At 61.6% G+C, this 17,162-nt stretch carries 15 protein-coding genes; 3 read left to right on the top strand and 12 right to left on the bottom strand.

Annotation, left to right across the window (positions count from 1 at the left end; genetic code table 11):
- Positions 1-68: 68 nt before the first annotated feature.
- Both ACTJKX_RS25145 and ACTJKX_RS25140 read right to left on the bottom strand, forming a co-directional pair.
- The gene (locus ACTJKX_RS25145; protein WP_440726902.1) at positions 69-1,346 is read right to left on the bottom strand and encodes an L-fuconate dehydratase; all 1,278 of its coding nucleotides are present in this window, start codon (positions 1,344-1,346) and stop codon (positions 69-71) included.
- 60 nt (positions 1,347-1,406) lie between these two features.
- Positions 1,407-2,156: an SDR family oxidoreductase gene (locus ACTJKX_RS25140; RefSeq protein WP_440726901.1), complete on the bottom strand. Its 750-nt coding sequence runs from the start codon at positions 2,154-2,156 to the stop codon at positions 1,407-1,409.
- Between the two features lie 102 nt (positions 2,157-2,258).
- Between ACTJKX_RS25140 and ACTJKX_RS25135 the strand changes: the two genes are divergently transcribed.
- Complete coding sequence (locus tag ACTJKX_RS25135; protein ID WP_311941266.1) at positions 2,259-3,038, top strand: IclR family transcriptional regulator; 780 nt, start codon at positions 2,259-2,261, stop codon at positions 3,036-3,038.
- Between the two features lie 1,231 nt (positions 3,039-4,269).
- Here the strand turns inward: ACTJKX_RS25135 and ACTJKX_RS25130 are convergent.
- Both ACTJKX_RS25130 and ACTJKX_RS25125 read right to left on the bottom strand, forming a co-directional pair.
- A complete protein-coding gene (locus tag ACTJKX_RS25130; protein WP_440726900.1) occupies positions 4,270-5,325 on the bottom strand; it encodes an extracellular solute-binding protein in 1,056 nt (351 codons plus the stop codon).
- 304 nt (positions 5,326-5,629) lie between these two features.
- Positions 5,630-6,856, bottom strand: a complete 1,227-nt coding sequence (locus tag ACTJKX_RS25125) for a flavin-dependent oxidoreductase (protein ID WP_440726899.1) — start codon at positions 6,854-6,856, stop codon at positions 5,630-5,632.
- Positions 6,857-7,164: 308 nt separating this feature from the next.
- Between ACTJKX_RS25125 and ACTJKX_RS25120 the strand changes: the two genes are divergently transcribed.
- Positions 7,165-7,614 (top strand): hypothetical protein, encoded by a 450-nt coding sequence (locus ACTJKX_RS25120; protein ID WP_440726898.1) that lies wholly within the window; start codon positions 7,165-7,167, stop codon positions 7,612-7,614.
- Positions 7,615-7,750: 136 nt separating this feature from the next.
- On the opposite strand, the gene ACTJKX_RS25115 is transcribed toward ACTJKX_RS25120, so the two are convergent.
- A complete protein-coding gene (locus ACTJKX_RS25115; protein WP_440726897.1) occupies positions 7,751-8,539 on the bottom strand; it encodes a LuxR C-terminal-related transcriptional regulator in 789 nt (262 codons plus the stop codon).
- Between the two features lie 195 nt (positions 8,540-8,734).
- On the opposite strand from ACTJKX_RS25115, the gene ACTJKX_RS25110 reads away from it, so the two are divergent.
- Positions 8,735-9,418 (top strand): TetR/AcrR family transcriptional regulator, encoded by a 684-nt coding sequence (locus ACTJKX_RS25110; RefSeq protein WP_367624381.1) that lies wholly within the window; start codon positions 8,735-8,737, stop codon positions 9,416-9,418.
- A 49-nt stretch (positions 9,419-9,467) separates the two neighbouring features.
- Here the strand turns inward: ACTJKX_RS25110 and ACTJKX_RS25105 are convergent, their stop codons facing one another.
- From ACTJKX_RS25105 to ACTJKX_RS25075, 7 genes are all read right to left on the bottom strand, one after another.
- A complete protein-coding gene (locus ACTJKX_RS25105) occupies positions 9,468-10,496 on the bottom strand; it encodes a diguanylate cyclase domain-containing protein (RefSeq protein ID WP_311941281.1) in 1,029 nt (342 codons plus the stop codon).
- Positions 10,493-11,521, bottom strand: a complete 1,029-nt coding sequence (locus ACTJKX_RS25100; protein WP_394312077.1) for a chemotaxis response regulator protein-glutamate methylesterase — start codon at positions 11,519-11,521, stop codon at positions 10,493-10,495. Before ACTJKX_RS25100 ends, ACTJKX_RS25105 begins: the two co-directional genes overlap by 4 nt.
- Entirely contained in the window at positions 11,518-13,755 is a 2,238-nt protein-coding gene (locus ACTJKX_RS25095; protein ID WP_415083627.1) for a hybrid sensor histidine kinase/response regulator, read from the bottom strand. Before ACTJKX_RS25095 ends, ACTJKX_RS25100 begins: the two co-directional genes overlap by 4 nt.
- The gene (locus ACTJKX_RS25090; RefSeq protein ID WP_394312075.1) at positions 13,752-14,417 is read right to left on the bottom strand and encodes a chemotaxis protein CheW; all 666 of its coding nucleotides are present in this window, start codon (positions 14,415-14,417) and stop codon (positions 13,752-13,754) included. Before ACTJKX_RS25090 ends, ACTJKX_RS25095 begins: the two co-directional genes overlap by 4 nt.
- The gene (locus ACTJKX_RS25085; RefSeq protein ID WP_394312074.1) at positions 14,414-15,655 is read right to left on the bottom strand and encodes a CheR family methyltransferase; all 1,242 of its coding nucleotides are present in this window, start codon (positions 15,653-15,655) and stop codon (positions 14,414-14,416) included. The genes ACTJKX_RS25090 and ACTJKX_RS25085 overlap by 4 nt, the downstream gene beginning before the upstream one ends.
- Complete coding sequence (locus ACTJKX_RS25080; RefSeq protein ID WP_394312073.1) at positions 15,652-16,071, bottom strand: chemotaxis protein CheW; 420 nt, start codon at positions 16,069-16,071, stop codon at positions 15,652-15,654. Before ACTJKX_RS25080 ends, ACTJKX_RS25085 begins: the two co-directional genes overlap by 4 nt.
- A 125-nt stretch (positions 16,072-16,196) precedes the next feature.
- The coding region (locus ACTJKX_RS25075; RefSeq protein ID WP_440726896.1) for a methyl-accepting chemotaxis protein at positions 16,197-17,162 on the bottom strand (966 nt) is incomplete at its 5' end.

The raw sequence follows: 17,162 nt of genomic DNA, 5'->3' as shown, positions 1-17,162 counted from the left end.
ATCGATGGACGGCCGCGCTCCTGGCCCAATGGACCCGTGAAGCCAACCGGTGCCGTTCGACCGCTTCGTCAGCCCGCAAAGCGATAGTCCTGCAGGGATGTCGGCTTCATCTCGATCGAAAAGCCCGGGGCGAGGGGAGGCATATAGGCGGCATCGCGGACCACGCAAGGCACCTTGAAGTGCTCATGCAGATGGTCGACATATTCGATCACCCGGCCTTCGCGCGTGCCCGATACGCAGACGAAATCGATCATCGACAGGTGCTGGACATATTCGCACAGGCCGACGCCGCCGGCGTGGGGACAAACGGGGAGATCGTATTTGGCGGCCATCAGCAGGATCGCCAGGATCTCGTTGACCCCGCCCAGGCGGCAGGCATCGATCTGCACCACGTCGATGGCACCGCGCATGATGAATTGCTTGAACAGGACGCGGTTCTGGCACATCTCGCCGGTGGCGACCTTGACCGGTGCGACGCCTTCGCGGATCTTGCGGTGGCCCTCGACATCGTCCGGGCTGGTGGGCTCCTCGATGAACCAGGGCTTGGCAAAGGCGAGCTTCCGCACGCTGTCGATCGCCTGGTCGACTTCCCAGACCTGGTTGGCGTCGATCATCAGCTGGCGATCGGGACCGATCACCTCGCGGGCGATGCGCAGGCGGCGGATATCGTGTTCGATGTCGCGGCCGACCTTGAGCTTGACATGGTTGAAGCCGGCATCGACGGCTTCCTGGCACAGGCGACGCAGCTTGTCGTCGTCATAGCCGAGCCAGCCGGCCGAGGTGGTGTAGCAGGGATAGCCTTCGCGCTCGAGGACGGCGATGCGCTCGGCCTTTCCAGCTTCCTTCTCGCGCAGCAAGGCGAGAGCCTCGTCCGGGGTGATACAGTCGGTCAGGTAGCGAAAATCGATGGCGCGCACGAATTCCTCGGGCGACATGTCGGCAACCAGGCGCCAGACCGGCTTGCCGGCCATCTTGGCGAGCAGGTCCCAGACTGCGTTGACCACCGCGCCCGTGGCCAGATGAATGGCGCCCTTGTCCGGGCCGATCCAGCGCAGCTGGCTGTCCGAGGTGACGTGGCGCCAGAAGGCACCGAGATCGGCCTGGACCTCCTCCAGGGAAAGTCCGACGACGAGGTGGCGCATGGCCTTGATCGCGGCGCAGCAGATCTCGTTGCCACGGCCGATGGTGAAGGTCAGCCCATGCCCTTCGAGACCGGGCCGGTCCGTCTTCAGGATGACATAGGCGGCCGAATAGTCGGGATCGGGATTCATCGCATCCGATCCATCGAGCTGCTGGGAGGTCGGAAAGCGTAGATCGAGCACTTCGATGTCGACGATCTCGGTCATTGCGTGTCCTCCGCTCGGATTGTGGTCGCCATTGCAGCTCTCGACTGTCGTCTATTCTGTTCAGATCGTCACGCCGCCATCCACCAGGACGGTCTGGCCGGTGACGAAACGGGATTCGTCCGAGAGCAGGAAGACCACCATCGGGGCGATGTCGTCGACACTGGCGAGCCGGCCCATCGGCTGGCGGGCGATGAAGTCCTTCTCGGCCTGCACCGGATCGGCTGCAGCGGCAATGCGCCCGCGCAGCGAAGGCGTGTCGACCGTGCCGGGGCAGATGGCGTTGCAGCGAAGGCCCTGGCGGACATGGTCGGCGGCCAGGGCCTTGGTCAGGCCGATGACGGCAGCCTTCGAAGCGCCATAGGCCAGGCGGTTCGGGAAGCCTTTCACCGAGGATGCCATCGAGGCCATGTTCAGGACGGCACTCGATCCCGTTTCACCCGCGCGATGCAGGAGGCCCGGCAGCAGGGCCTTGATCAGGCGGAACATGCTCTTGACGTTGAGATCGAAGCTGAAGTCCCAATCTTCGTCGCTGCATTCGAAGATGCTGCCATTGTGGACGAAGCCGGCACAATTGAAGAGTCCATCGAGGCCGGGCAGGGACCGGCCCAATTCGGCGATGGCGGCGGGATCGAGCACGTCGAGCCGACGCGTTTCGATACGGCCATCCGCCGCAGCGAGGGCTGCCAGCGCCTCGTCGTTGAGATCGGTAGCGATGACACGGGCTCCCTCGGCTGCACAGGCCAGGGCCGAAGCGCGGCCGATGCCTTGCCCGGCAGCCGTGATCAGGATGCGTTTGCCGTCCAGGCGCATGAGGCGGTCTCCCATCGAGTTCGTGTCACTGCGTGCAGCTCATTGTTGACGGACCAAATATGAACAATATATTCATATGTCAACAAAAGAGAGGGAAGCGCTTTGCCAAGACAACCAAGGGAGCAGGAGGAGGGATCGAGCCGGGAGGCTCTTTATCGGGCACCGGCGCTCGACAAGGGCCTGGACATCCTGGAACTGCTGGCCAGCCGCTCCGATGCACTGACACGGGCGGAAATCGTCAAGGAGCTCGGCAGAGGCGCGAGCGAGATCTATCGCATGCTCGAACGCCTGGTTGCCCGCGGCTATGTCTATCGCTCGGCGGAAGGGGATCGCTTCGCCTTGAGCATGAAGCTGTTCGTGCTGGCGCAACATCATCCGCCCATACGCCGGCTGACTTCGCGGGCCGTGCCCTTGATGGACCGGTTTGCCGAGGAGTCTGGCCAGTCCTGTCATCTCGTCATGCGGGAACGCGACGAGGCCGTGGTCGTAGCCCACGCGGCGGCTTCCTCGGACTGGGTTTTCACGGTTCGCGTCGGCACGCCGATCGATCTGTTGACCACGGGCTCAGGCCAGCTTCTGCTGGCTTTCCAGGACCCGCAGGCCAAAGAGGAGCTGCTGGTTCGCTGGAAGGATAGCGAGAGGGCGACGATCTACGCGGGGCTCGAGGCGCAGCTCTCCTCCTATCGCAAAGCCGCGTACCGCATCGACGAAAGCCAGCAGATCTTCGGCGTGAATGATATCAGCGTGCCGATCCTCTCGGCCGAAAGACACGCCCTGGCAGTGCTCACTTGTCCCCATATCCGCCGAACGACCTCGGAACAGCCCGATGTCGAGCGCACGCTCGTCCTATTGCAACGGATGGCTGAATCCCTCAGCCTATAGTTTAACTTTAGATATATTATGTAACATATTGTAATAATTTAAATTAATTAAAAATTTATTCAAGGCCCTGGGGCGACGTATCTCGGGCGACGCGTGCATTGGCTCATGTTCTTGCGAGCCCAGCTCGGCATAGCGAGGCACGCTTCTTACGGACGATACGGACAGGCACGTTCGAGCGCCGGCAGGTCGTCGAAAGTTTCAATCCTGAACCGTCCCAGCATGCCGATCCGTCTCCAGTTGCGGACCACAGTGCGACTGCGCCAAACAAGGTCGGCTGGACGAACACGCCGTAGAAGCGCGCCATGTTGCGCGACGGGTCGGCTCACTGAGGACAAAGCATAGCGGGCGGGTCATCGCACATGCCGCAGTCTTGCGAACCGCCTATATGGGGTCCAACGCCTTTCTTGAATCGATCATGGCTGAGTGGCTCAAGATATTGATTATTGGTGCCCGCCGACCGAGGCGAGCCGAATTGCGCGGCCTTGGCAGATAGCCGCCAAAAGCCCGGTTTATCGGGCTTTTGGCCAGGCTGGGGAATGGATTTATGTTCCATAAGATATGTTATGCGAATAAAGTCGGTAGCGCCGCGATGGAAGGGCCACCCCCTCCTCATTGGACGGGGTATCTTTTCAGAGGCGCGGCCTCGGCGCGTGACAGCTCGCGAAGCGATCACCGTCGAGGCGATACAGGTCTAGGATTTGCCGGCGTCCTTGCCAAACACGAACTCACCCGTGGTTCCATCGCCCAAGGTGAAGGAGCCAGACCCGCTCATTAGACTTGGCCCATTGTGAACGGCGGCATAGCCTTTGCGGCCATCGCTGCAAAGAACCGGAACATAGATCCGTTCCCTGACTCCCGACAGAGCATATGTACCGGAGCACGAAAGCCTGCCATTGCTCACCGAGTAGGAGCCTTGGGTTTGCTCTATACGGACAGATCCATGCAAAATTCCACCGAGGCCCTTGCTTATGACGGCAACAGGCAAAGTTTTTACCGTTCCTGGGGATGTTCGGATCGGAGTTGCACAGCCTCCAAGATTCGTTGCAACAAGAACCGTGGTAATAAGAAGACACGCAACAGCAGGATGAACGCGCATGAGACCCCTCGAGCAAGAGCGAGGGTGAATTCGTACTATGACTGATATCGCAGGGGCAACTGGCTCCTACCGCACTTTGATCTGTGCCGCTTCAAGAACGGGCGGCGCCGATGTCGCCGCCCTCGCCTGGACTGCTTACTTGCGGAGTTCGGTCCAGATCTTCTTGTAAAGTACATCGACCTCCGGAGGGCACATCAAAGCCACGGTGCCGTGCGCCTTGGCTTCCGCGGGAACGACGATCTCCGGGGCGTCCCGCATCTCGGCCGGCATGAATTTTTCCGAGCCCGCGATGCCGTTCGCATAATGGTGGAAGACCGAGTTCAACGCGGCGTTCTCGGGATCCATGATGAAATTCTGGAACAATTTAGCGTTGTCGACATTCTTGGCCTCCTTCAACACCGCTACATTGTCGGACCAGTAGGTAAAGCCTTCCTTGGGATAGCCGTAATGGATCTCGGGATGCGCGAGGCGCGTGCGCAGGGCCGCCCCGTTCCAGGTCAACGAGGCCTTGAAGTCGCCTGCCCCCATCTTTTCGATGGCATTGTATTCCATGGCGATCCAGTTCGGCTTGGCAGCCGTCAGAAGGTCACGGGCTTTCCTCAATACCTGCCTGTCGCCGGTGCATTGCTCGCCGCCGACATAGCGGATGGCGGCTGTAACGACGTCCTTCATCTCCGGAACGACGTTGACCTTGCCCTTCAGCTCGTCCGGCGTCTTGAAGATGATATCCCAGGTGTTGATATCGCCCTTGTATGCGTCGGTGTTGACTACGACGCCGATCGTGCCCCAGGCCCAGGGCACGGAATATTTGCGGCCGGGATCGAAATCGGGATTGGCCCATTCCGGCGTGACGTTCTTGAAATTCTCCATCTGGCCAGGATTGGTTTCCAGCAGCAGTCCCTCCTTGATCCAGATGGGCAGATATGTCTGCGAGGGCACGACGATGTCGAAGCCGGAGCCGCCTTGGCGAGCCTTGGCCAGAGCCGTATCGTTGGAGTCATAGTCGGTGATGGTGACCTTAACCTTGTATTGCTCCTCAAACTTCTTGATGAGCTTGGGGTTGGTGTAGTTTCCCCAATTATAGATGTTGAGCTCGCCTTCAGCGTGAGCAACACCGGTCATGGCAAGAAGCACCAGCACCGATTTCGGAATGGACCATTTCAAATACACGGGGGATTCCCTCCAACACATTGCTCGAACTATCTGCCGTGAGGCGCCCGAACAGTCCAGAGGCCCAGTGTATGACTGTGGAAATATAGTCTGACCTATTTGACGCAGGCCTCGCCTGCGGCCAGATAGGTTTTGGCCAATCCGGAGCAGCGAAGATGGATCGGCTGCGAACTCGACGGTCTATTGGAGCCACAAATCCGGGAGCGCCGCGTCGCGTTTACCCAAACGAGCCGCGAGCTCAAATGCCTCAGCAACGGGCGCCTCGGCCAGCCCGGCACCAAGCTCAATTTCAAAAAGTTGAGGAAATTGGCGGATCGGGCTGCACCTAGCGCCCAAATCCTGCCAGGGACGCATAGCCGCGCACGATGCGCTCGCGCTCCTCATGGGTTGCGACGGCTTCGATGTCGTCAAAGCCCTCGGGTGCCTTGGCTTCCACCATGTCGATCACGCCTTCCGGGCCGCCCTTGCGGTTTGCCAGGACGATCTTGGCGGTAACGGGCCGCCGCTCTGCATCATAGGCTGTCAAAGCCGCCTCGATCGTATCCGCGGCGCGGAGATGTTGCGACAAGGAGCGGGCATCGAGGATGGCCTGGCTCGCTCCGTTCGAGCCCACCGGATACATCGGATGGGCAGCGTCCCCCAACAGGGTGACGCGCCCGAACGACCAGCATGGGAGCGGATCCCGATCACAATTGGGATATTCGTAGAATGCGTCCGTACCCTGGATGATCGCGGCTGGATCGACATAATCGAGGTGGAAGCGGTCACGGACGAATGACAGCACTTCTTCGAGCAAGCCCGGCCTGCTCCAGTTCCCCAGGGAGAAACCCTGCGTCCGATCATGGCCCGCCCGAGCCATCACCGCCCAGTTGGTGAGGAGATTTCCTGAATTTTGTTTATCTTTTTCAATTGGATAGAAGACGAACTTCGCAAAGTTGCCACCAGCGATCGCCATGGTGCGGCCGTCCTGCCATTTCGGCCAGGGGGTGGCCCCGCGCCAGAGCATGATGCCGCTCCAGATCGGCTGCCCCTCTCCGGGATGGAGCGCGGCGCGCACCGCCGAATGAATGCCATCGGCCCCCACCAGCAAGTCGCCGACCGCGCGTGCCGGCCTGCCGTCACTGTCCGTCAGATGGATCGTGACGGTATCGCTGTTCTGCTCGAAGCCGTTCACGCGACATCCCGTGCGGATTGCGCCCGCCCCCATCCGCTCGATCACGGCTCGATGGATCAAGCCCAGCAGCCTGCCTCTATGAATGCTGAACTGAGGCGCGGGAAGGCCCGCCTCGATACCGCGCAACTCACGCCAGACGACCTGCCCGAACCGGTTCGCATAGATCAATTCGCGCGTCCGGACGCCGGCGGCATCAAGTTCGTCGATCAGCCCTAGTTCCGTCAATAATTCAACGGCATGCGGCAACATGTTGATGCCCACGCCCAGCTCTCGAACTTCCTTTGAAGCCTCGAAAATTTCAACGTCGATCCCAACCCGATGAAGGAATAAGGCCGTGGTCAGCCCGCCGACGCCTGCTCCCGCAATCAATGCCTTCATCGTTCTTCTCCGTGTTGAGAATATGCATATGATAGCGGAAAACCTACCGCCTCAAGATCCAAGGTCGTCGGTGGTTATCCGAGCCAGACCGGCTTGCTCTCGCAGCAACGGTCCTGGGCACAAATCTTTGCATTCTCCGCCATTGCTTGTTTCGAAGACGAAGCAGCGCGCGCTTTACCGACATCTGGCGAGAGATATTCTCACTTCTGGGCCACCCCTGCCCTGTTCCCTTTGGCCGGTCTCGGCTGCCGTGTTGCGCGACAAGGCTCGACGAGGCTAATTGGCTTGCGGGCCGGAGGCACGCTGGCATGGCATTTGCTATTAAAACCGAGATACGGGATCCGGACGCGACAAGCTTCAGCTTCGGTGCGCAGAAGACGATGTATGGGGGCAAGCATATCGCTGCCGACGATATCATCTTCCTGTTTGCCAGCGAAAATGAGGGTGGCCGGGGGCTGTTCGCCCGCGGCATCGTGATCTCTGCCGAACCGATTGCGAGGAAACAAAATGTCCCGCGGCAAACCCCTCGCGTAAGCATTGTCGTGCGCTGCACGGCGTTCGCCCAAAGACCGCTCGGACGCCGCGAACTCAAGTCTTTCGGCACCTGGCGGGATGGCCAGCCCGGCACAGAGCTCAATTTCAAATTCTATCGGCAGGCGACGAACAAGATCGTCGGCATCTCGGACGAGGCAGCCGCCTTCCTCGATCGCTTCTTCGAACATAGCGAGAAGGAACCAGGGAAGGATCCGGATAAATGATAAAAATCAATTGCTTGCTAGAAAAACATCTTAATCCGAAGCAAGTGTAACGGCTTCAGAAAATTTACGCATACGGCTCCGCTTAGGCCCAGCGCGCAAGAATATATGATGACGTCCTCACCAACTGCTTCATGCTTCAGGTATGATCATCCTGCTCGGGCATTTGCCCAAAATAGGCATTGGTCAGAGCCACGACCTCGGTTCTGTTGCGGGCATTCAGGCGCTTCATGATGTTCCTGACATGCACCTTCACCGTGAACTCGCTCATCTCGAGTTCGGCCGCGATCGCCTTGTTCGGCAGCCCCTTGCGGATCAGGCCGATGACTTCAAGTTGCTTTGCGGTCACCAGATCCCGCAGCGATCTCCTGCCGTCAGACAGGGGTGCGGGCTGGGTCCGAGACTGCATCACGCTGTGGGAGGGCACGAACATGCCGCCGCTACGCACCAGGCGGATGGCTGCAATGGCGACATCGACATTGGAATCCATGGCAATGAAGCCACTGGCCCCGTGCTCCAGGGCCTTCGCAACGTCGCCGGCCGATCTCGTATCGGAAATCACCACAACCCGAATGCCGGGTGCGGCGGCCAGCACTCGCCTCACCATTCGCTCGATGGCGATCGTGGTCTCCCGCACGCCCGTGACGCACAATAGGGCGACAGAGGCCCCCTGCCCCTGCCGGCCCCACTGTTCGACGTCGGCATAGCCCTCCACGGCCAGGCCGGTTTCTGAGCCTGTGAGGCAGTGCATGAGACAGGTTCGGGTCAAGGTATTGGCACAGATCACGACGATATGGGCACTGGCGTCCCGATAGATCTGGGCGACAGGCGCCGACGCTCCATGATCGAGCGGGAGTTCGACAGCGACGTCCTGCTTGTCGCCGACCGGCTCAATCGGTTTGCGGGACGCTGAGGAAGATAGAGTCATATAGCGCGGTCCCAGCAGATTGGTGGAGACTCAACGAAGAGCGGAATCGCCGGCCCGTGCACTTTCGCACAGCCATCGCCTCAGCAGAGCGTGAGGTTGCTTGAACGACAGAGCAATGTCAAATCCGAATATGAAATTGACATTTTAAAGCCCGTGGGTAAAAAGTTACTTCTCAGAGACAGTATCCAAGCTTTCATGCCCAGATCCCTGCATGCCCGCCGTGTTTCGTCAGACAGCCAGGAACGTGGCGTCAAGACGCGCCAAAATCTGATCGAAACGGCCGGGCGGGTCTTTGCCGACAAGGGCTACCATGCGACGACGAGCCGGGAAATTTGCGACCTGGCCGGCGTCAATACCGCGGCGGTGAACTATTATTTCGGCGGCATCCGGCCGCTCTATGAAGCGGCGGTATCGGAGGCGCGGCGCGAGGTCGTCATCCCGCCCGAGGCCTTTGCAGCGATCCTGGAACATGAAGAGCCCCTGGATCAGCTCAAGGCCTATTATGGCTTGATGGCCCGGCGATTGTTGTCACCCGCCGAGCGCTCGTGGCAGATCAGGCTGGTCACCCGTGAGATGGTAATGCCCACGGTTTCCGCGCTTATCGTGGACGAGGACTTCCTGGCGCCCCAGGTTCATTGGCTGCGCGACCTGCTTGCGCGCATGCTCAATCGCCCGCAGGACCACCCCGACATTGGAAGGGCAGAACTGGCGCTCAACGCCCCTTTCATGGTCCTGGCAACGGTGGAACGCGGTGTGCTGGAAGCCATCGCCCCGAGCCTGGCGGAGCGTGAACGGGAGATCGAACCAATGTCCCGTGCACTGGAGACATTCGCGCTCGCCGGTCTCCAGGCCCTGGCGCGCAAATGCTCCAGCCACTAGACAATTAGCGCATTCCGTCTTCCGATCGAGCCGAAGGGCGCCGGCTCTCTTACAGGCCGGTTGCCGTGGCAGCTCGATTGCGGCCGGACCTCTTGGCGTCATACATCGCCTTGTCGGCGGCCTCGATCAGTCTTTCGGGCTGGTCGTCGCCGGCGGGAATGTGGGTTGCCCCACCAACGCTGATGGTGACCTTGTCAGCGATCGGCGAGGCTGCGTGCGGTAGCCCGAGCGCCTCGATCGCCTGCACCACCTTCTTCGCGAGAAAGGCGAGATCACCAGCCGGGGTTTGCGGCAGCACCACGGCGAATTCCTCGCCCCCCATGCGTACCGCCAGGTCCTTCGGACGCTGGAAGGCGCTCCTCACCGCCGTCGCCACGGTTTTCAACACCTCGTCGCCGGCAAGGTGGCCATAGGTGTCGTTGTATTGCTTGAAGTGATCGACATCGATGATCAGCAGCGAGATCGGCTCCCTCGCGCGCATGGCCTGGCGCCACTCGGTATCGAGATATTGATCGAAATAGCGCCGGTTGCTGAGCCCGGTCAGGCCATCGACATTGGTTAGGCGCTGCAATTCGAGATTGGTCTCCATCAGCTCCTGCTGGCTTCGACGCAGGGCGCGATAGGCCTCGTCGCGCTGGATCTGGGTCAGATAAGCAGCCGAATGGTAGCGGATACGGGCAATCAGCTCGATCCGGTCGGGCAGCTTGACAAGATAGTCATTGGCGCCGATGCGAAAGGCCTCGCTCTTGACGGTCGCCTCCTCCTCGGTCGAGAGCACGATCACGGGAATGGCCTTGGTGGCGGGATCGGAGCGATACTGGCGGACCAGCGTCAGGCCGTTCACGTTCGGCATCACCAGATCCTGCAGGATCACCGTCGGCTTCACCCGCTTGGCGACGGCCAGGGCTTCCAGCGGGTTCGAACAATAGTGCAATTCGATCTCGATCTCGTCGATCAACGCCCGGCGAATGGCTTCGCCGACCATGAGCTGATCATCGACCAGAAGGACCATGACCGACTGTTGGATGGTGTCGAGGGACGCGGCGCCGTGGGATTTGACGTCTGCTGGCTGGCTCATGGGGCAATTCCTCTTCTCAGGCGCGGAGAGCCGAGCAGCTCGGTCAGACGCGGGGCGATTCTGTCCAGCGGCAGAATGTCCGTCGCGGCATCCAGGGCGGCAGCCGCCTTCGGCATGCCGTAGACTGCGCTCGTGGCCTGATCCTGCGCGATAGTGTGATGTCCAAGTTCGCGGAGCGCTTTCAGGCCGCGCGCCCCGTCCGATCCCATACCGGTCAGCAAGACGCCGGTCACGGGGCCAGCCCACAAACGCGCGACGCTGTCGAAAAAGACGTCTACGGACGGCCGATAGACCTGATCGATCGGATTGGGAGTATAGCCCAATTGTCGGTTTACCTTGAAAACCAGATGATTGTCGGTGCCGGCAACCAGGACCTGCCCCGGCAAGGCCCGGTCCCCCTCGCCTGCCAACTGGACTGGAAGGGGGGAATGCTGGCTGAGCCAATTGGCAAGCCCCGGCGCAAAGCGGGCATCGACATGCTGAACGATAACGATGCTGGCAGCGAAATTGTCGGGCAGTCCTTTCAGAACGGTCGCCAACGCGGTAGGGCCGCCGGCCGACGCTCCGATCGCGACAAGGTGCTGGGCCTGTGAGCGGGCATGGTCGACTGGCTTTTGCCTGGCATTGCCTTCATTGACCAGATTGGCGATCACATCGATTTTCGCCAGCAGAGGACGCGCCCCCCACCGTGTCTCGCGCGAGCCGAGCAGCGGCGTGTCGACCGCATCGAGAGCTCCCTCCCCCATCGCCGCGAAAACGCGGCCCGCATTGGTCTCGACATCGGCGGTCACGATCAGGATGGCGCAGGGCGACTGGGCCATGATCCGACGGGTGGCTTCGATCCCGTCCATGCGCGGCATGATCAGGTCCATCAGCACGAGATCGGGCCGGTCCCGGCTGCACAGCTCCACCGCCTGCACGCCGTCGGCTGCGACCCAGGCAAGCTGATGCTGGGGCGCCATAGCGAGTACCCGGCGCATCGCTTCCACCGCCAGGGGCAAATCGTTGACGATCGCGATCCTCATGCAACAGCCTCGCCAATCAGATCCACCACCGCATCGATCAAAGTATCATCCTGGAAACTGCCTTTGGTAAGATAATAATCCGCTCCGGCATCCAGGCCACGCTGGCGATCCTCCGCTCGATCCTTGTAGGATACGATCATCACTGGCAAGGATTTGAGATCAGGGTCCTGCCGGATGCGGTGAACCAGTTCGATCCCGTCGATACGCGGCATGTCGATGTCGCTGATGAGCAGATCGAAGCGGCCATTGCGCAAGGCATTCCAGCCATCCATGCCGTCGACGGCCACTTCGACCTCGTAGCCGTGATGATCCAGCAATTTGCGCTGTAATTCGCGCACGGTGAGGGAATCGTCGACCACGAGCACGCGCTTGCGCCTTTCCTCCTGCCGGCCTACCAATTTCCGCCCGACCTGGGCAAGCTGATCGGCGGAGGAGAGCTTCTCCATGGAGCGGATGATGTCCTCGACGTCGATGATCAGGAGCGGCGAGCCGTCCTCCATCAGGGCGGCGGCACTGATATCCTTGATCTTGCCGAGGCGCGGATCGAGCGGCTGAACCACGAGTTCGCGACCGCCGAGGAAGCGCTCGACCACCAGGCCATACATGGCGCCGGGGCTGCCGACCACGACGATGCGCAATTCGCCGTCCGCATTGTCCGCCGGCGCGCAGCCGAGAACCTGATCCGCGCCGACCACTCCGACCAGTTGTCCATCCAGGCTGAAATGCTGCCGTCCTTCCAGGGTCTGCACCTGATCGCTCGCGATCTTGATGGCGCGTACGATATGGGCGAAGGGAAAGGCGTAGGGTTCGCCGCCGATTTCCACGATCAGAGAGCGAACCACCGAAAGCGTGAGCGGCAATTCCAGCTTGAAGCGTGTGCCTTCGCCGAGTTCGGAGGTTACCCGCACCAGGCCGCGGACCTGGCGGATCATCTCCTGCACGACGTCCAGCCCTACCCCCCGCCCTGAGATGACGGTGACTTCTCCCTTCATGGAGAAGCCGGGCAGGAACAGGAATTCCAGCAACTCCTGGGCACCGAGTTTGCCTGCCGTATCGGGGCTCGCGAGGTTGCGTGCAATCACGGTTTGCCGGATCCGTTCGAGATCGACGCCGCGCCCGTCGTCGGAGACGGTGATCTGCAGCGTGCCCGCCCGATGCGAGGCTTCCAGACGCACCACGCCTTCCTCCGCCTTGCCGGCGGCAAGCCTTTCAAGGGGGCTTTCGATGCCATGATCGAGGGCGTTGCGCAGGAGATGGCCGAGCGGAGCGTCGAGCCTGTCCAGGATGTCCCGATCCACCAGCGTGCGCTCGCCAACGATCTCCAGCCTTACTTTCTTGTCGAGTTCGCGCGCAATGTCGCGCACCATGCGAGGATAGGCAGCGATGCCGTCGGAGAAGGGACGCATGCGTATCGCCAGCGCCTGGTCGTAGAGCCGGTGGGCGAGCGTGGTGGCCTGATGGTCGGTGGTTTCCAGTTCCCCCAGGCGTTGCGACAGATGCTGCCGGCATTCCAGAAGGCGCTGCTGAGCCTTGTCGAGAGCCATCCTTGCCCGTTCGTCCAAGGCGTGGGTCGGCAGGATGGCGCGCAGCGACTCCAAGGCGGTGGCGGCTTCGAGCTGAAGGCGCTTGAGACGCTGCAGGGATTGGCCAAAGGGCCCCAACCACCGCGACTCGACCAGCGACTCGCCGGCAAGGTCGAGAAGCCGGTTGAGATTTTCGGCACTCACCCGCAAGGCGCGGTCGGTCGATGCGGAGGCCGCGTCGTCGGTTGCCGGCACGGGCATGGGGGCGGGCTCGGATACCGGCGCCGGCTCGGGCGTTTGCGGGCCTGCGTGCGGCGGCTGGTTGAGCTCCAGCACGAACTGGTCGGCTTCGGCCTGCCAGGCCTCGTCTCGTGAGCCACTTTCGAGATCCGGCGATCTGGCAAAAGACAGGAGCAGGTCGACGCCGCGCAGGAGCACGTCGATCCGGTCATGATCCAGTCGCGCGCCGTGCTGCTGGGCCAGGACGAAAAGGTCTTCCATTGCGTGTGCAATCGTCACGGCGGCATGGATCTCGACGATGCGGGCAGCCCCCTTGAGAGAGTGCGCAGCTCGCATGCAGGCCTCGATCTGATCGGCCCGCATCGGGTCCTTGTCGAGCGTCAGCAAGGCCGTCGTCAGGGCTTCGGCCTGTCCTTCCGCTTCGATGCGGAACAGGTCTCGCATGGAGAATTGGCTGAGATCCTGGGTCATCGTGCCAATCCTCGACCGAGAGCCTCAAACAGTGCATGCTCATCGAGCCGGCCGACACTCCTGTCGCGCCAGGACAGCAATCCCCGGGTGAAGCCGGAGCTCGACTGGGCCACGGTTGCCGGTACCGGCTTCAGATCCGCCTCCGTATAGAGATGGGTGTACTGAACCTCGTCGACCGGAAAGGCAAAGCGCGAACCGGCGTGGTGCGCGACGATCAGCCGACCCTGCGGCGAATTCTGTTCCGCGCCGATGAGCAACTGGGCGATCGAGACGCAAATCACCAGTTCACCCCGCACATTGACCAGGCCGAGCAGCACGGGATTGCGCCGGTGTGGCAGCGAATGAATGGGGCGCAGGCCGGTCACCTCGTCCAGCACCAATGTGGGCAGAGCGAACCATTCGCTGCCCAGGCGGAAGACCAGCACCGATTGGGAATGCGACGAACGCGCGATTATGCCCGCTCCGGCCGGTGTAACGGCGGCTTCCCCTCCCTCGGGAATGTCGCGATCGAGCAGTTGAGAGGCCGCTCGTGAAAACACCTCGCAATTGTGGCAATGCGCATGACGCCGAAGTTCGGGGCACGATTTGTCGCCCCGTACGCCGATCCGTTGCCAGCAATTGTCAATCGCCGCAGAGGGGGCGTCGAAGGCCAGGCTCGTCATCGCACTCTCCGTTTGTCCAGACGCCGCAGGCGCTCATCAAGCAATTTGGCACCGCCATGGTCGCCCTGTTTCTTGAGCAGGAGGGCGAGATGGCCGAGCGCCTCGGCATTGGCGGGATCCAGATAGAGGGCCTTGCGGTAATAGCGCTCCGCCGCGCCAAGATCGTTGGAGGCATCGCTGATCAAGCCCAGCAGCGCGAGAGCATCGGGGGTTGCGCCGTCCCGACGGATCAGCGCTTCGCATCCCAGTGCGGCCTCCTGCAGCCGCCCCCGATCCGCCAGGAGGCGCAGTTCCTCGAGATTTGGCAGCGCTGCTTCCCTCTTCTCCTCGTGCCGAGGGGATTGAGGCAGAACGGGCCTTGACTTCGGCAATGGCGGCGGTTCCCGCCGCGGCCGGTGTATGGGCGGCGATGGCACCGGCCGGGCTTGGGTGACTCCCGGCTTGGCACTTTCCCTGTGAAAGGCGAACGCCATCGGAATCTTGGCCGAGGTGAAGCCATTGGCTCCCATCAGCCCTGCCTCCGAATGGCCGACAAAGGCAATGCCATCAGGCGCGAGCAAGCGTCGGATCACGCCGATGACATGCTTTTGCGTTGCGGCATCGAAATAGATCAGCAGGTTGCGACAAAAGACGAAATCGTAGCCTGCCGGATCGGCATGGAAATCCGGGGCGACGATATTGCCCTGGCTGAATTCCACGGGAGCACGAACGGCGTCCCGAAGCCTATGCCCATCCTTCGTAGCGTCAAAATAGCGGTCGCGGAAAGCCAGGTTTTGCCCCCGGAACGAGTTGCGGCCATAGACGCCCTGCCTGGCAAGAGCGAGCGAACGAGCGCTGAGATCGATGGCATCGATGCGGAATTGCTCGGCAGTCAGGCCCGCGTCGAGCAGCGCCATGGCGATCGTATAGGGTTCCTCTCCGCTCGAACAAGGCAGGCTGAGGAGCCGCAAGGGGCGAATGGCATCCGCTTGGGGGAGGCCGCGCATCACCAGCCGTGCCAGGGCTGCAAAGGCCTGGGCATCGCGAAAGAACCAGGTTTCGGGAACGATGACCGCCTCGATCAACTCCTGCACTTCCTCATCGGAATTCTGCAGCAGTTCCCAATAGGCCTGGATGTCGCCGAGCTTGCATGCCTTGCAGCGCGCCGCCACGGCGCGCTCGATCGCCGACGACCCAATCGAGGCCGCGTTCAGCCCGATGGCGCGTCCAAGGAATTGTTCGAAGCGCGGGTCGCTCATTGGCTGGTGACCGGCTGGCCGCGAATGGCCGCCAGAAGCGCGACAGGAAGCAGGTCTTCCAGTTCCACACGCTGAACCAGGCCATGCGGACCCAGGGCGAAAGGGGCGAATTCCGCCGGATCCAGCCGCAGCATCTCCGTGGCTTTTTCTGCGATCAGACCCAGCAACACTGTATCGTCCTGGGGGTGGCGCATGACGATGATGCGGGTGCTCAGGCGCCGGCGCGCCGAGCGGCCGAGTTCGAGGGTACACAGATCGATGACCGGTACGAAGCGGCCGCGATATTCGAAGGAGCCGGCCACCGCGTCCGGCGCCCCACGCACCTTCTTCAATTCCGTCAACGGCACGACTTCGACGATCCGCTCGATCGCCATCGCAAAGCCTTCATCGCCGATCCGGAAGTAGAGGAAGAGCATTCTCGGTTCCGTCGTTCCTGGAGCAAGGTGCGCTTTGGCGAAAGCGCATGGCAGCTCCAACTCCTTGTTTCCGCGCGCCTTTGCGATTGCGACGAATTCTGTCTCGCCGCAAACCGCTTATTGCCTCAGGCCATCTCGAGCTTGAAGCGTGCGATGCTCCCGCTCAGATTGCTGGCGACATGGTTGAGTTCATCGATGGCCGAACTGGACTGGCGCAGGGATTCCACTGTCTGCTGCGTCGCTTCGGTCAGCTGGATGAGCGCCTCGCTGATCTGCTCGGCACCCGTCGCCTGCGCCTGCATGCCTTCGCTGACGGATTCATAGCGCGGTGTCAGCGCCTGCACTTGCGTGATGATTTCGGAAAGCTTGGCACCGATCTCATGGACATCCTGGAGGCCGCGCCGCACTTCCTCCGAGAACTTGTCCATGCCCATGACGCTGGCCGATACGGCGGACTGGATCTCTTTGACCATCTGCTCGATGTCGTAGGTGGCGACGGCGGTCTGGTCGGCCAAGCGCCGAATTTCCGAGGACACCACGGCAAAGCCGCGCCCGTATTCACCGGCCTTTTCCGCTTCGATCGCGGCGTTGAGCGACAACAGATTGGTCTGGTCGGCCACTTTGGTAATCGCCGTGACCACCTGGTTGATGTCGCTGGCCTTTTCGTTCAGCACGGCGAGCTTGGCGGTGATGGAGCTGGCGGCGCCCATCACCTGGTTCATCGTGTCTTCCATATGGGCCAGCTCGACCTTGCCCCCGGATGCCAGATTGGCGGTGTGCTCCGAGACCGTCACGACGTCGGACATCGTCCGGACCAGTTCCCTGGAGGTTGCAGCGATCTCACGCGAGGTCGCCCCGATCTCCGTGGTGGTCGCGGCGACTTCCGAAGCCGTGGCCTGCTGCTGTTTGGACGTCGCCGCAATCTCGGTCATCGAGGTGCTGACGCGGATGCCCGAGCGCTGGACCTGGCCGACGAGTTCCATCACTTCGTCGGCCATGCGGTTATAGCCTTCGCCGAGATCGCCCAACTCGTCCTGTCGAACGATCTGCATGCGCTGGGTGAAGTCACCCTTGCGCATGGTGTCCATCAA

This window comes from Labrys sp. 22185 (assembly GCF_052045555.1).
GTDB lineage: Bacteria > Pseudomonadota > Alphaproteobacteria > Rhizobiales > Labraceae > Labrys > Labrys neptuniae.
The sequence above is the reverse complement of the archived record's forward strand: the minus strand, read 5'-3'. Positions and strand labels throughout refer to the sequence as shown.